This window comes from Acinetobacter sp. WCHA29 (assembly GCF_002165335.1).
Classification (GTDB): Bacteria; Pseudomonadota; Gammaproteobacteria; order Pseudomonadales; family Moraxellaceae; genus Acinetobacter.
Genome location: NZ_NHRQ01000009.1, coordinates 13,009 through 27,811 on the forward strand (window position 1 = coordinate 13,009; position 14,803 = coordinate 27,811).

Below are 14,803 nucleotides of genomic sequence, written 5' to 3' on the forward strand. Positions count from 1 at the left end.
TGGAAAAAGATTGCATTTTACGGCACAATATATGTAATTGTGGAAGTTTGAATTATGGCGCAAGCAACAGTAGTAAAAAAACATAATGGTGGCACGATTGCTCAAAATAAAAGAGCACGTCACGATTACTTTATCGAAGAAAAATTTGAAGCAGGCATGTCCCTCCAAGGTTGGGAGGTTAAGTCTTTACGTGCAGGTCGTATGACTCTGTCCGAAAGTTATGTCATTTTTAAAAATGGTGAAGCCTTCTTATTCGGTTCACAAATCCAGCCGTTATTATCGGCATCAACGCATGTGGTTCCTGAATCTACACGAACACGTAAATTATTACTTTCTCGTCGCGAACTAGAAAAACTTTTGGGTGCCGTCAATCAAAAAGGTTATTCATGTGTGCCGCTTGCTTGTTATTGGAAAGGTCATCTGGTTAAGCTGGAGATTGCGCTGGTGAAAGGTAAACAGTTACATGACAAGCGTGCCACAGAAAAAGACCGTGACTGGCAGAGAGATAAAGCTAGGATGTTGCATAAGTAATTTTCTTCCCCCTATCTTACATAAAAAGAGCTTTGTTTCGACAAAGCTCTTTTTAATATATCCACTTATGCAGCATCTTCACTATCAATACGACCAAACTTTGTGATTGCAGCTTGTACAATTTGATCAAAATATGGATGTGCCTGTTTCAAAGTATCTAATGCTTCTGTGATAGGCGTTAAAGCATCTTCTAAATCGTCATTTTCATAGCTTTCAATAAAAACTGCTGGTTCAATACCATCTACAACAAGATACCAGCTACCATTTGTAGCATTATATTTAAAGCCTAACTGCTCAATTTGAGGTATTAATTGGTTTTGCTCATTGGAAAATTCTTTCCACTTTTTATTATTAACCTTTTCTTTAAAATTATCATACCATGGATAAAAGTTAAAGATAACACGTTCAATATCATTTTTTAGGAAACTACTTAACCACCATTCATTACCCTCCTGATCTGTTTCACTACTTTCAGAGCTTAAAGAATATCTTGCATAAAAATTTTGATGAAATTTATTTGAGATTTTGGCTTTCCAATTATTAGGAGCGAAAGCAATATACCCTTCTTCTAAAAATTGATAACATCCTTCCCACTCTCCAAAACTATCAATATGCTCCTTGATGACTTTATCTACTGCTTCATGTAGTTTTACACCTATTTCATCTTCAATCATCTTTTTTGACTGTTCCAACAATTGAATATTTTCAATAATTAATTTTGCTGCATTAGTATTGCTCATTATTTTCCCCTAGAATAAAGCAATTCATTTAAATTAAAATTTTTTGATATGATCAGCAAATTGTTTCAATAACCATACACTACGATTATTGACGTCACGATCTTTGGCGTAATCATAAAATATTTCAGCAAGTTTTTTCCATGACAGCCCTATCAATCGTTCCTGTTCCTTATATAGCTTATATTTCTCAGGTAACTTTCCATCTCTTGTTAAATAGACAATCAACCAATCCCGATTTTTGGCTTTGGCTTGGGCAATATCAATATAACGTTGTAATTGATCTTTCCCCTCCGTTGCATTAATTTTAATTTCGATAAAAAGTAAAAACTCATCTGCATCAATTTCAATATCGACCCGACTTTCCTGATTGCCTAAAGGACAACATTCTTCCGTCGTAAAATAACGTTTAGTTTGATATTTTTCCATCAAAGGCAGTTCTTTTAACAGGTGCAATAGAATCGCATTCCCCTGTCCATGATCGCCCCGACAATCTAAAAACCATGTCAATACTTTACTATGACGCACTTCATCAGTTTTTAAACCTGCGATTTGCCAGACATTCACCGCTAATCCTTGCTGTTGGGCTACACGAATAGGTGCTTGAACTTCGTCTGACTGATATTGATTAAAGAAACGAGCAAGTTGCCTATCATTGATAAATACCTTACGCCAGTCTTTAAAAAACCGTCCAAGATTCTCCTCAAAAGAAAGCTGTTCTTGAACAACATCCTGTTGCTGCCGTTCTAGCCTTTTCCAATCATTAAAGAAGTTTGCTAATTGATTAGAAAATTCTGGTATAGCCAACTCCATATTTTTACCTCCCCATCACTTTTTATTAAGACATTTCTACTTTAGTCATTCAAAAACATAATACTTTTAATTGTTTAAACTTATATCATTCTCCTTATCTAATCTGCAACGGTATATAAAATAAAAACTTCTTCTGGAAAAATACCCCCACAGTCTTTTACTTCATACAAGATATCACCCCAATGTTCATCAACTAACTTTTCCCCAACAATACTCATTACCTCATTCATTTTCTCAAACTGTAAAGACTTTAAATTCATGTGAATAATAAATGAAGTATTATATTGAAAACGATCAAATTCTATTTCATCCAGAACTTCCATTTTTATAGAACTATATTCAATATTTAAATATTCCCCTTGCTTAAAAGATAAAGCTTTTTTTAGTTCCAAAAAATCTAAACTATAATCTCGATCAAATATAAAAGAAACCGAACTTACCAGTATTTCCTCTATTGCAACCTGATAGGATTCATTTTGTTTATACCGATAAATAATTGCATTATACAAATTAGTATTTAAAGGCATTACAACACTTTCTGGCACAATAAGGATCAAAAAGTTAAAATGATCCGCATTAATTTCTGCTAAAATATCCTGATTTTCCGTCACAATCATTGTGACTGTATCTTTAGACTGAGTTGGTAATACATCAATCAATGAAGCGGTAATACGCAAATTTCTATAATACAATTTGGTATGTTCTAAACAGATCATTTTGTCAGCATCAGCATAGATAGAAATATCTTCACTCATGATCTAGCTCAACTGAATCCTGATCTATATCCTCAATTTCAGCATCCGATTCATCATCAGAAAATGAATCAAGATCACTTTCTTCTTTTTCATCATCTCGATATTCTGCTAAATCATCATAGTCCACGTCATAATAATTGCGTGCAGCCAAGACATGTACTTTAACTTTTTCAAATAACTCTTGTGGTTCAATCACTTGTATGGAATGTGATTTTTCAACTAACCAATTTAAAACACTGGTCGTAATAATAATTTTTGCCTCAAGGATAAAATAATCTTCATCCTGATCAATAATATCCTGATATTCATCAATTGGATAAGATTCTAATTCATCTCTCAGATAATTTTCACAACGCAGCTTGATTGAAAGTTCTTCCCTCTCAAAATGAGCATTTTCATATTCTTTTTCTTCAACCAAATCATCTAAATCAAATGAATCAACATCCACACTAATACGCTGTTTAGCAAATTTGACATTATCAAAACGCTGCATATTAAATGTACGCAACTCACTATATTGATCAACAATCTTACTTGCCATAAGATATTGCTTATTTCCATATTGGATAATACCATGTGGTTTAAGCGTATATTCTGTTTGCTCAAATGAACCTTCTTTTCGATATAAACATTTGACCCATTGTTCATTATTTAATAAGGCAGTATAAATATTTTTAACTTTTTCCATATGAAAATTATCAACATCCGTATTATGGTAACCTGTAGGTACAAAACGAATCCTTTCTTGCCAATCTTGTAATTGAGTATTTTTTTCTAATTGTTTGGTAGCAGATTCAAAATGACCTTTAACATTATTATAAATCGTTTCAGGCAAGTATTGATGTAAATAACTATTTGCCATAACAAGCACTAGAGCCAATTCAGCATCCATTTCTTCGATTGCAGCATCTTCACTTAGATAATATTCACTCGGTTGATTGCCCTTTTTAGGAATACAATTTACTGTCCCTGTCACTAAAATACTTTTAAGCTTATCCAAGTCCCGTTTAATGGCTTTACGCATGGATTGATCATCAATTTCATCGTTATACCAAGACCGTACTTTTAGCTGTAATTGATCCATTGGACAAGGTTGTTTAGGTAGACGTGGTAACTGATAATATAAATTCAATACTCTATTCAATTTATTGATTTCAATGTTTTGATGATACTGACGACGATTTAAATTTCTTGGAAAACCTTTTGGTTTTGTCATTTTCATGGCTTATTCCGACTTTAACTCTTGCTGTTAAAGTCATCATAGCAGCCTTGCCAGACATATAATGTCCGATAGAAAAATTTTTATTATTTATTTTAAGGTATTGATTTTAATTATTTTTAATCTTTATTTCAGCCAAATATTTGCCAAACTTGCGTGCAGTTTCTAAATCCCCTTCGGGCGGTGTAATTTCAACGCTAGCGTTATCGGACTGCGTCATTAAACCCAGAAAACTCGACATTCGGTTAATATCCAATGGACTTCTTCCTGTTGGCATAAATGGCAAACCAGCCCATAACATGCCATGTTGCATCGCAAATAAATTAATTTGCTGTAATACCGCCAATTTGTCTCCGCTGAGACCACCACCGTTAGTAAAACCAGCAGCCAATTTCCCCTGCCATGTACGTGCCAACCAGCGTTTAGAAGAATCCTCCATAAACTGTTTCAAAGCAGAAGTTAAGCTTCCCATATAGGTTGGACAACCCATCACGATCACATCCGCCTGATCCAATAAATCCCATTGCGGTGCAGCCACAGAAAGTAGATGCACTTCGGCTCCCGCTTGTTCAGCGCCTTGTGCGATATATTGTGCAACCTTAGCTGTGTGCCCATAAGGACTATGGTAAATCACACAAACTTTGATTTGGGGAGTAATTTGCTCAATAACAGACATGGAGAATTTAAAAACCAATGAATTGAATCAAGTTTAACATTTTTAACGAATACAAGGCGAATCAATAGTGCAAAGGATAGATTTATTGCATAAATACAAATGTTGCCATTCGTCCAGTTTTTGCATCACGACGATAGGAGAAATAATCCTCTGCTTGCTGATAAGAACACTGATCACCACCCAATACTGTTTCCACACCTAAACTGTTTAAAATAAATCGGGCAATTGCATACAAATCAGCCTGATATTTACCTTCAGTTTGACCTGAAATAAAAGCAACAGCTAATTCAGGATATTGCTCACAGAAAATGGCTTTTACTTCAGCACCGACTTCAAAGCAAGGTTGGCTGATCGCAGCGCCTAACCACGCCCAAGTTGGCTGAGATTTCATTTCCGTCACGGTATTTTCGACAATTCGATTAGCCAAACCACGCCAACCTGCGTGTAGATTGGCTACTTCTGTACCTTCGTTATTACCCAAGACAACAGGAAGACAATCCGCTGTCATCATCATCAAGGCATGCCCTGCCCGTTGCGTGACCAAACCATCGCCTTCAAGTGCAACAAATGGAATCTGTTCATTGATGGTATAGCAAATGGTGCTGTGGGTTTGCGTCATCCATGTGATTCTATCAACACCATATACAGATAATTCATTTAGCAAGATCATACGGTGCTGCTGAACCCGTTGAGCATCATCATTGACATGCAAAGCCAGATTAAATCCTGATAGATTTTCATTTTGAGTTGCAATGGTTTGAGGATGTTCAATACGCGTTTGCCCTAGATACACACCTTTAGGCAAACCTTGTACAAATTCCATAAAATCCGTCCTCTTACCAGAATATATGTCTTAGCTTTTGAACGGGAGAAGCTAAACACATCCCCCTTTATTTAAAGAGAATTTTTTTAATACGCTTCATTCTCTTGGCGAAGTACTTCCACCAGTTGAGTGAAATCCTCTGGCCATGGTGCTTCAAACATCATTTCTTCGCCAGTACGTGGATGCACTAAACCTAATTTTGCTGCATGTAACGCTTGACGTTTAAAACTGCGTAGCATGTCAATTAAGACTTCTGATGCGCCAGCAGGGAAACGTACACGATTGACATAAACAGGATCACCTACCAAACCATGTCCAAGATAACTAAAATGCACACGAATTTGATGGGTACGTCCTGTTTCAAGTTGCGCCTGAATACGCGTGAAGTCGCGGAAACGCTCTTTCACATTGTAATGTGTTACTGCATCACGCCCACCCGGTAAGATCGCCATTTTGACACGATCGACTGGGTGACGTTTAATTGGCTCATCAATCGTCCCACCCGCAATAATATTTCCATATGCAACTAAATCATAAACACGATAAACGGTTTTTTTCGCAAGTTGTTTACTGAGAGAAAACTGGGCTTCCAATGTTTTTGCAACAACCAATAGACCGCTGGTATCTTTATCAATACGATGTACTAAACCTGCACGTGAAAGCTCAGCCAGTTTCGGTGCATGATAAAGCAAGGCATTAACCAAAGTACCTGTAGGATTGCCAGCACCAGGATGAACCACCATGCCAACTTCTTTATTAATCACAATAATATCGTCGTCTTCATAGACAATATTGAGGGGAATATTTTCAGGTTGACTCGAGGTTTGGGCTTCTAACTCAACATTCAGCGTAAGCAATTCGTTGCCTTCGCAACGATATTTAGGTTTTACAATGTTACCATTTACCAACAGATGCCCATCTTTCATCCATTGCTTGAGCTTTTCACGAGAAAACTCGCTCCAAACCGATGCAGCAACCTGATCAATACGCTGACCTAGATACTCTTCATCGAGTTGAATTTGCAACGATAAACGTGTTGCAGTTGTATCAGAATTATGATTATCTGCATCGACAGAATCTTCAAGTAAGAAATCTGTCTCAGAAAGGTTTGAATTGGAAGATTGTGTTGAAGTCATTTTGATGATCGATACAAAAATGGTTTAATAGCACCATTGTAGCTTATTGTCCCAAAAGCAGAGGAATTTTTATGTCGCTACCCCATTATAAAATTACCATATTGGCTTTATCTTTAGGCGTAGCGTCTGTATTTGTTGGTTGTAGCAGTAATCCAAGCAAAAAAGAAGTAGTTGATAAAGGCCCACAGTCAAGTGAACAAGTCTATTTTGAAAAAGCACAAAAATCACTTGAACGTAATCAATATACGGATGCTGTTAAATCACTTGAAGCGATAGATACGTATTATCCAACTGGACAATACACTCAACAAGCACAACTTGAACTCATCTACGCCAAATTTAAACAAAAAGATTATGAAGGTACGATTGCACTGGCAGATCGTTTCATTCGTTTAAATCCACAACATCCAAATGTTGATTACGCCTACTATGTTCGAGGTGTAGCCAACATGGAAATGAATTATGACAGTTTGATTCGTTATACCTCATTACAACAATCACATCGTGATGTGAGCTACATTAAAGTCGCTTATCAAAACTTTGTAGATTTGATTCGTCGTTTCCCAAGTAGCCAATACTCAGTAGATGCTGCACAACGTATGAAATTTATCGGTCAAGAATTGGCTGAAAGTGAAATGAATGCGGCACGTTTCAATGTTCAACGTAAAGCATGGTTGGCTGCTGCTGAACGCGCACAATGGGTCATTGAACATTACCCTCAAACACCACAAACACCTGAAGCACTTGCAATATTAGCGTATAGCTACCAAAAATTAGGCGATCAAGCCACGTCTAAGCAATATATTGATCTCTTAAAACTAAACTATCCAAATTTAGTTAAGGCAAATGGTGAAGTAAATCTTCGTGCTGCTCGTAAAGAAGGTAGTTGGGTCAATCGTGCCACATTAGGCTTGCTTGGTCGTGAATCTAAAACGGTACAAGTAAAAGAACAAACCAATGGTGAAACTGAGCAACGCAGCTTAACAAATCGTTTGAGCCTTGGTTTATTAGATAAACCGACAACCGAAGAAATCAATTCTGCTCCTATTGAAGAACCAACCGATAAACCAAGTTGGATGAACCGTTTAAGCTTCGGGCTATTAGATAAGCCTGAGACCAAAGAAACTTCGGGGGCTGATGCTGCAAATTAATTTGCACTCATCAAAACCACAAAACAGGCAAGTCTACCCTTGCCTGTTTTTCATTTTATGCAACAATAAATTCTGACACACTGACTTCAATGAAGATGTTATCTCTCAGTCCAAAATGGTTAAATGTACATGGCAATTCCACAACATACGATTGATCAAATCTTAGATCGAACTGATATCGTCGATTTAATCGGTCAACGTGTGAAGTTAAAAAAGACTGGGCGTACTTACTCAGGCTGTTGTCCATTCCATCAGGAAAAATCTCCATCATTCCATGTATATAGAGATAAGCAGTATTATCATTGCTTTGGGTGTCAAGCGAATGGAAATGCGATTCGCTTCCTCATGGACATTGATAGTCGGAACTTTGTCGATGTGATGAAAGATTTGTCTAATCAGACAGGCATCGAATTACCGAAAGATAATCACGACAATAAAAAACTTTCTTATAAACGTAGTCCTCAACAAATTGCAGCGGCTCAACCAACAAATACGTCAGTCGCTGAAAATCTAGCACCTATTTCTGTAGCAGACGAATTTATCGATGGGCATTTTGTCGATATAGATCGCATTATGGATGATCCTTTTGCTCAATTTGATCCATCCTTTTATATGGATGAACAAGTTCAAGAAGGTAACCTCTATGACTTATTGGAAAACGTTGCTCAGTTTTATGAACGTCAACTCCCAATGAGTCAAAAAGCACAAAATTATTTCAAACAGCGTGGCTTATCGGCACAAACGATTCAATTTTGGCGTTTGGGTTATGCACCAGAGGATTGGCAGCATTTAGAAAAAGCCTTTCCACAAGATATTGAAGGTTTGAAACAGCTGGGTCTGATTCGCTCTAGTGATAGTGGTCGAGATTTTGATTTATTACGTGAGCGGGTGATTTTTCCGATCCGCGATCATAAAGGCCGCGTGGTTGGTTTTGGTGGTCGTGCGCTCAATGATGAAATTAAACCTAAATATATTAACTCACCAGATTCAGAGGTCTTCCACAAGAATCAATTGCTTTATGGTTTATATGAGGGTCGTAAACTCAAAGCCAATGATTGGTTAATGGTCGAAGGCTATATGGACGTGATTGCCTTACAGCAATATGGGATCAATGGTGCTGTCGCAACACTAGGAACAGCCAGTAATGCAGATCATTTAACCACCCTATTTAAACAAAATTCTCGTATCACCATTGCCTTTGATGGGGATGCTGCTGGACAGAAAGCGGCACGACGCACCTTAGAAATTGCGCTCCCCTTACTCAATGATGGTCGTGAATTAAAATTCTTTGTGCTTCCGAATGAACATGATCCAGACTCATTGATTCGTCGTGAAGGCTTAGAAAACTTCCAAAAATTATTACAACAGGCACCGCTTTTATCAGACTTTGTGTTTGCTCATTTAACAGGACAGCATGACGTTAGCACGCCTGAAGGTAAAAGTTTAGTCATGGGAGAACTACGTGAATTAACAGAGTTATTACCTAAACATGGCTCATTCCGTTATCTGTTGAGTCAGTCTTTCCGTGAGAAACTCGGTCTAGGCAAACGTTTTACCCCTCAAATCAGCCACGATGCCTCTTTATCTTTTAATATTCAAACCAAAGATGAAGATTTTGCAATCGCAATTTTAATGCATCACCCATTCCTCTATATTCATTTTGAAGAATTACTTGCAGTGATTGACCAAACTGAGCTGCTGGCTAAAGTTTTAGCAGTGCTCAACATTATCTTTGATGATTTACCGGACGATCAGGAATTGGCGACCTATTACGTACTCGGTGCATGTAGTCGTTATAGTCATGAGATTGCCGATGTTATGCAGAGAACCAATATTGAGTCATTAACTCAAGCACCTGAGATTGCTGATAAATTGGCTAAGGACTTTTCATTAAATCTACAAGAAAAATATTTAAAATTAAAACTGAGATCACCTATCTCACTCATCGAATCACGCAATTTACGTCAACAATTAAATGAGTTAACAAAACAGATTAGCTTGAAGTTATTGTCCTAAGCTAAGTTACTGCCTCGGTTTACGCTCATGCTCAAACACATCCTGTAGATGTTGCTGTAACCATTCAAAATAATCTGGATTTTCAGCTTTAGCAGCTTCTCTTAATAAAATGGAAGTTGGATGCATAAGTTTCTGTGATAGGCGATGAGCAAACTCCCGCATCACCTGTTCTGCGGCATGACCATGTTGCAATAACTCTAATGCATGTGCCAACTCTTTTTGGCTGACTTCTTCACTGTGCTGACGATAAGCTTGAATGGTGCTACTCGCCTCTTTCACTTTTTGTTGGGTCATCAATTGAGTAGCCAATTGATTCACCATAATTTCAGCCTCAACAGCCGCCTGACGACGTTGCGCTAAATTTTCATCAATCACACTTTGTAAATCATCCACACCATATAAATATACGTTATCTAATGATTCAACTTTCGGATCAATATCACGTGGAACAGCCAAATCGACCATCAACATTTGCTGATAGCGACGTTTTTTAAGTGCGGCTTTAACATCTGAATATTGAATAACTTGATGTAAACTTCCTGTACAGCTCGAGACAACATCTGCTCTATATAAATTCTGGGCAAGTTCAGCAAAAGGAATAATTTCAACCTCAACTTGATGAGCAATTTCTTGTGCCAGTAAATCAGCACGCTCACGGCTACGGTTACAAATTAGAATTTTTGCCACACCCATTTCCGCTAAATGCTTAGCAACCAAACTATTCATTTCACCTGCGGCAACTACCATAACCGTTAACTTTTCAGGGCGACTAAAAACTTGCAATGCTAACTGAGCAACTGCATAGCCCATTGAAACAGCATGGCTACCTACAGAGGTTTCTGAACGAACACGTTTCGCTGCATAAAAAGCATATTCAAAAACACTATTTAGTTCAGGCGACACAGTTTGTGCGTCTTTAGATAAAGCCAAAGCACTTTTGACTTGCCCTAAAATTTGTGGCTCACCCAACATCAAAGAGTCTAAACCACTTGCAACACGCATCAAATGTGTAACAGCTTGGGCATTTTCGTAACGATAAACATGATGAATTAACTGTTTTACATCAATATTATTCACTTGGGCTAACCAAGTCAGAACACTATCAGCATCTTCTGTCATGGCATAAACTTCAGTGCGATTACAAGTTGATACAACAACTAAATCATTCAAAGGTGAATGCTTATTTTGTTCAAGCAATAGCGCAGCTAATCGCTCTGCATTGAAAGCGATTTGTTCACGAAGTTCAACAGAAGCTGTTTGATGGTTGACACCCAATGCAAAGAAAGACATATCAGATCATCATTTCGCTAAATTTATGTTATTGTGCAACATCGGTGTCATAAAAAGCATTACTTTGGATCAATAAAAATTGCGTCAGCTATATCGCCGTACCCTTTTTAGCGGCAAGACGATTCGACGGTATTCTACCACAATCTTGTTGTTAGGTAGCATGAGCTCGTATGTCTCTGCACAAGCAATACACGACATGTATGCAGATAAAAGCTTTGACAACGCATTACAACAAAGTATGGTTGCTGAATTTTCTCTTGCTTATGATGATATTGCAACTGCATTACACAATTATACAGTGCTGGCAATTCGAAGTAATTCAACCACTATCAAACAGCGTGCTTTAGATGTCGCCTTAGAATATAACGATTTTCAATCTGCATTAGATATTGCAACACATTGGGTAGAACAAGAACCTAAAGATGTTCCTGCTTTATTTTACTTATCACATATTGCCCTGAAAACTCATGAATATGAATTGGCAGCTAAAACATTAGATAAGATCTTAAATATTGACCCAACTGCTGATCTCGAACAAATTTTGGCAGGGATTGCCCCCGAACAAGCACAAGATCGTGAAATTTTATTAAATGCCTTACGTACCAGTAAAGAACGTGAAAACCCATCTATCTTGGCTTTAATCTCTGGATTAGAAGCGCAAGATGGCTTATATGAGCAAGCATTAAATAATATCAATAAAGCCTTACGTAAACGTTCAAAATCGACCAGTTTCATTCTGATGAAAGCCAATCTATTAATGGCTTTACGCGACGATGCTGAAACACAAAAGTGGTTTGCACAAGCCAGTCGAAAAAATAAAACCAATATTGATATACGATTAGCTGAAGCTCGCTATTACATTCAAATCAATCAACAACAGCAAGCATTAGATAAGCTTGAAAGTATTATCAAAGATTATCCAAAAACTGAAGAAGCTTTATTTATTGCCGGCTTAACCAGTATTGATTTAAAACAATACGAAAAAGCTGAACAATATTTAGTTGAATTGCGTTCTTCAGCAAAATATCAGAATGAAGCTTATTACTATCTTGCAATCAATGCACAGCGCAAACAACATTATGAAACCGCAAAAGCATACTATCGACTCGTGGATGGCAGCTTATATATTGTGTCTCGACGCAATATGATCGCGATTTTTGAGAAGCAGGGTCAACTGAATGATGCTTTACGCTTTCTTACACAAGAACGGGTGAATTATCCACAACATGCAAGTTTCCTCTATCAAGCTCAAGCTGATATTTTAAAAAAGATGGATAATAAAAAAGCAGCTTTAGTATTGCTAGATGAAGCGATTAAAAGCTTACCCGATGATCCTGAACTGATTTATGCAGAAGTATTATTGCTGGATCCTTATACCGATCGGGATAAATTAGATAAAACTTTGAAGCAGCTTTTAATTATTGAACCCAATAGCCCGACCTATTTAAACGCTTATGCCTATACCTTAGCATTGCAAAATCGTCGCCTAAAAGAAGCGCGCAAATATGCAGAACTAGCGCTCAACTTTGCACCTGAACAAGCCTCTATTCTTGATACATTGGGCTATATCGCTTTTCTACAAAATGATTTTGATACCGCAACCAAAGTCTTGGGACAAGCCTATTCAATTAGCCAAAATATCAATATTGGAGTTCGCTATGCTAAAGCGCTGTATATGCAAGGCGCACTCACACAATTTAGTGAGGTATTACAGCAATTGAAACAAAAACATGCAAATGCCCCACAATTACAACAACTTGATGGCTTAATCTTACCTGTCTCAGTAAAAAAGAGTTAAATTCATGCGCTCATTGTCAAAACTATGTATTGCGATTTGTAGTTCAAGTATTTTATTACTTAGTGGTTGTCAAAGCTTAACTCAACCCCAAAAACCAATCGTGACACCGCAAGTTCAAGATGAAAATAATTTTAACTTACAAGGCAAAATTGGGGTTCGCACACCGCAGCAATCTGGCAGTGCATTCTTTACATGGGCACAGCAACAAGATGAATTTGATATTGAATTAACTGGAATTCTAGGTGTTGGGAAAACCCAAATTGAAGGCAAACCAGGTCAAGTCACTTTAAATAGCGCCAAAACAGGTCTGATTACGGCAGCTACACCTGAAGAATTATTAGAAAAAGCAACAGGTTGGCAGGCACCGATTATGCACCTTGCCTACTGGGTACAAGCGAAGCCTGCGACGCAAAATGCTCAAGCGAGCAAAGACGAACAAAATCGCTTGAAACAGCTCATTGAAGATGGCTGGACTGTTGATTTCAGCTATAACGATAAGCAAATCCTTCCAAATAAACTTTTGTTGAAGCAAGCACTTGCTGACGATAAAGAAAACCGTATTACAATGGTGATTCAAAACCGATAGATTAGATTCTTTTATGATTAGAGTACCTTCCCCTGCTAAATTGAATTTATTTCTGCACATCACTGGTCGTAGAGACAATGGTTATCATGAATTACAAACTATTTTTCAACTGATTGATTTATATGATTGGATGACTTTTGAGCGAATTTCGGATGGAATGATTCATATTGAAGGCTTAAACGAGGTTGCTCTTGAACAAAACTTAATCTATCGTGCAGCACAATTACTCAAACCCCATGCAAAAGAACCATGTGGGTTAAATATTCAAATCGAGAAAAATATTCCGATGGGTGCTGGTCTTGGCGGCGGTTCATCTAATGCAGCCACTACACTTATTGTACTCAATCAACTGTGGGAATGCGGTTTAAATGAACAGCAATTAGCTGATTATGGTGTGCAACTGGGTGCAGATGTGCCTATCTTTATTTTTGGTCGAAATGCATGGGCAGAAGGCATAGGTGAACATTTATCATTCATAGACTTAGCTCAAAAACAATTCATAATTTTAAAACCTGATTGTTTTATCAGCACTCAAGCACTTTTTTCACAAAAAACATTGACAAGAGATTCCAAGATCACTACATTTTGCGCCTATCAGTTAGAACCTTCTAGCTTTGGAAATAACTTCGAACCTCTGGCTCGACAGTTATACCCTGAAGTAGAAGAAGCGATGCAATATTTAGATCAATTTGGTCTAGCAAAGCTTACAGGTACAGGTGCTTGTGTTTTTACTGAAGTAACCAGTGAAATGGATACGAAGAAGATTTTGCAAAACGCACCTTGTAAAGCTTACTTGGTCAACAGTTTAGCAGAATCACCTTTAAGATATTTCAAAGTTACACGTTAGGGGCGTCGCCAAGTGGTAAGGCAGCGGGTTTTGATCTCGCCATCCGTTGGTTCGAATCCAGCCGCCCCTGCCATATCTTTAGACAGACTTGTTTTATATCGATACTTGCTCAATCATATTGACATTATCATGCAAAACGATTAAAGTTCTGCCGCGTTAGGGGCGTCGCCAAGTGGTAAGGCAGCGGGTTTTGATCTCGCCATCCGTTGGTTCGAATCCAGCCGCCCCTGCCATATCTTTAGACAGACTTGTTTTATATCGATACTTGCTCAATCATATTGACATTATCATGCAAAACGATTAAAGTTCTGCCGCATTAGGGGCGTCGCCAAGTGGTAAGGCAGCGGGTTTTGATCTCGCCATCCGTTGGTTCGAATCCAGCCGCCCCTGCCATCCAAATTCATTATAAGCCAACCGCCAAGGGT

At 37.7% G+C, this 14,803-nt stretch carries 14 protein-coding genes and 3 tRNA genes; 9 read left to right on the top strand and 8 right to left on the bottom strand.

Annotated features, from left to right (window positions below; all coding sequences use genetic code 11):
- Window positions 1-54: 54 nt before the first annotated feature.
- Window positions 55-531, top strand: a complete 477-nt coding sequence (gene smpB, locus CDG59_RS07995; protein WP_004663490.1) for an SsrA-binding protein SmpB — start codon at window positions 55-57, stop codon at window positions 529-531.
- Between the two features lie 65 nt (window positions 532-596).
- On the opposite strand, the gene CDG59_RS08000 is transcribed toward smpB, so the two are convergent.
- The 7 genes from CDG59_RS08000 to rluD form a co-directional block, all read right to left on the bottom strand.
- Window positions 597-1,271 carry a hypothetical protein gene (locus CDG59_RS08000; RefSeq protein WP_087544690.1) on the bottom strand — a complete coding sequence of 225 codons (675 nt, stop codon included), beginning with the start codon at window positions 1,269-1,271 and terminating at the stop codon, window positions 597-599.
- Between the two features lie 33 nt (window positions 1,272-1,304).
- On the bottom strand, window positions 1,305-2,081 hold the full coding sequence (locus tag CDG59_RS08005) for a PD-(D/E)XK nuclease family protein (protein WP_087544692.1): 777 nt from the start codon (window positions 2,079-2,081) through the stop codon (window positions 1,305-1,307).
- A gap of 98 nt (window positions 2,082-2,179) precedes the next feature.
- On the bottom strand, window positions 2,180-2,836 hold the full coding sequence (locus CDG59_RS08010) for a hypothetical protein (protein ID WP_087544694.1): 657 nt from the start codon (window positions 2,834-2,836) through the stop codon (window positions 2,180-2,182).
- Window positions 2,829-4,058 (bottom strand): helix-turn-helix transcriptional regulator, encoded by a 1,230-nt coding sequence (locus tag CDG59_RS08015; protein WP_087544696.1) that lies wholly within the window; start codon window positions 4,056-4,058, stop codon window positions 2,829-2,831. The genes CDG59_RS08010 and CDG59_RS08015 overlap by 8 nt, the downstream gene beginning before the upstream one ends.
- A gap of 106 nt (window positions 4,059-4,164) precedes the next feature.
- The gene (locus CDG59_RS08020; protein WP_087544698.1) at window positions 4,165-4,731 is read right to left on the bottom strand and encodes a flavodoxin family protein; all 567 of its coding nucleotides are present in this window, start codon (window positions 4,729-4,731) and stop codon (window positions 4,165-4,167) included.
- Window positions 4,732-4,813: 82 nt separating this feature from the next.
- On the bottom strand, window positions 4,814-5,554 hold the full coding sequence (gene pgeF, locus CDG59_RS08025; protein ID WP_087544700.1) for a peptidoglycan editing factor PgeF: 741 nt from the start codon (window positions 5,552-5,554) through the stop codon (window positions 4,814-4,816).
- A gap of 86 nt (window positions 5,555-5,640) precedes the next feature.
- Window positions 5,641-6,690 carry a 23S rRNA pseudouridine(1911/1915/1917) synthase RluD gene (rluD, locus tag CDG59_RS08030; RefSeq protein WP_087544702.1) on the bottom strand — a complete coding sequence of 350 codons (1,050 nt, stop codon included), beginning with the start codon at window positions 6,688-6,690 and terminating at the stop codon, window positions 5,641-5,643.
- Window positions 6,691-6,761: 71 nt separating this feature from the next.
- Here rluD and CDG59_RS08035 point away from each other — a divergent pair, with 71 nt between their 5' ends.
- Together CDG59_RS08035 and CDG59_RS08040 are read left to right on the top strand one after the other, a co-directional pair.
- On the top strand, window positions 6,762-7,841 hold the full coding sequence (locus tag CDG59_RS08035) for an outer membrane protein assembly factor BamD (RefSeq protein ID WP_087544704.1): 1,080 nt from the start codon (window positions 6,762-6,764) through the stop codon (window positions 7,839-7,841).
- 129 nt (window positions 7,842-7,970) lie between these two features.
- Window positions 7,971-9,857, top strand: coding sequence for a DNA primase (locus tag CDG59_RS08040; RefSeq protein WP_087544706.1), 1,887 nt, complete (start codon window positions 7,971-7,973; stop codon window positions 9,855-9,857).
- A gap of 6 nt (window positions 9,858-9,863) precedes the next feature.
- On the opposite strand, the gene hemA is transcribed toward CDG59_RS08040, so the two are convergent.
- Window positions 9,864-11,147: a glutamyl-tRNA reductase gene (gene hemA, locus CDG59_RS08045; RefSeq protein WP_087544708.1), complete on the bottom strand. Its 1,284-nt coding sequence runs from the start codon at window positions 11,145-11,147 to the stop codon at window positions 9,864-9,866.
- A 79-nt stretch (window positions 11,148-11,226) separates the two neighbouring features.
- Between hemA and CDG59_RS08050 the strand changes: the two genes are divergently transcribed.
- The 6 genes from CDG59_RS08050 (at window position 11,227) to CDG59_RS08075 (ending at window position 14,771) form a co-directional block, all read left to right on the top strand.
- Entirely contained in the window at window positions 11,227-12,945 is a 1,719-nt protein-coding gene (locus CDG59_RS08050; protein WP_087544710.1) for a tetratricopeptide repeat protein, read from the top strand.
- Between the two features lie 4 nt (window positions 12,946-12,949).
- On the top strand, window positions 12,950-13,531 hold the full coding sequence (gene lolB / locus CDG59_RS08055) for a lipoprotein insertase outer membrane protein LolB (RefSeq protein ID WP_087544712.1): 582 nt from the start codon (window positions 12,950-12,952) through the stop codon (window positions 13,529-13,531).
- Window positions 13,532-13,544: 13 nt separating this feature from the next.
- On the top strand, window positions 13,545-14,378 hold the full coding sequence (gene ispE, locus CDG59_RS08060) for a 4-(cytidine 5'-diphospho)-2-C-methyl-D-erythritol kinase (protein WP_087544714.1): 834 nt from the start codon (window positions 13,545-13,547) through the stop codon (window positions 14,376-14,378).
- Window positions 14,377-14,451: transfer RNA gene (locus CDG59_RS08065), tRNA-Gln, on the top strand. Before ispE ends, CDG59_RS08065 begins: the two co-directional genes overlap by 2 nt.
- Window positions 14,452-14,536: 85 nt before the next feature.
- A tRNA-Gln gene (locus CDG59_RS08070) sits at window positions 14,537-14,611 on the top strand.
- Window positions 14,612-14,696: 85 nt separating this feature from the next.
- Window positions 14,697-14,771: transfer RNA gene (locus CDG59_RS08075), tRNA-Gln, on the top strand.
- Window positions 14,772-14,803 lie beyond the last annotated feature (32 nt).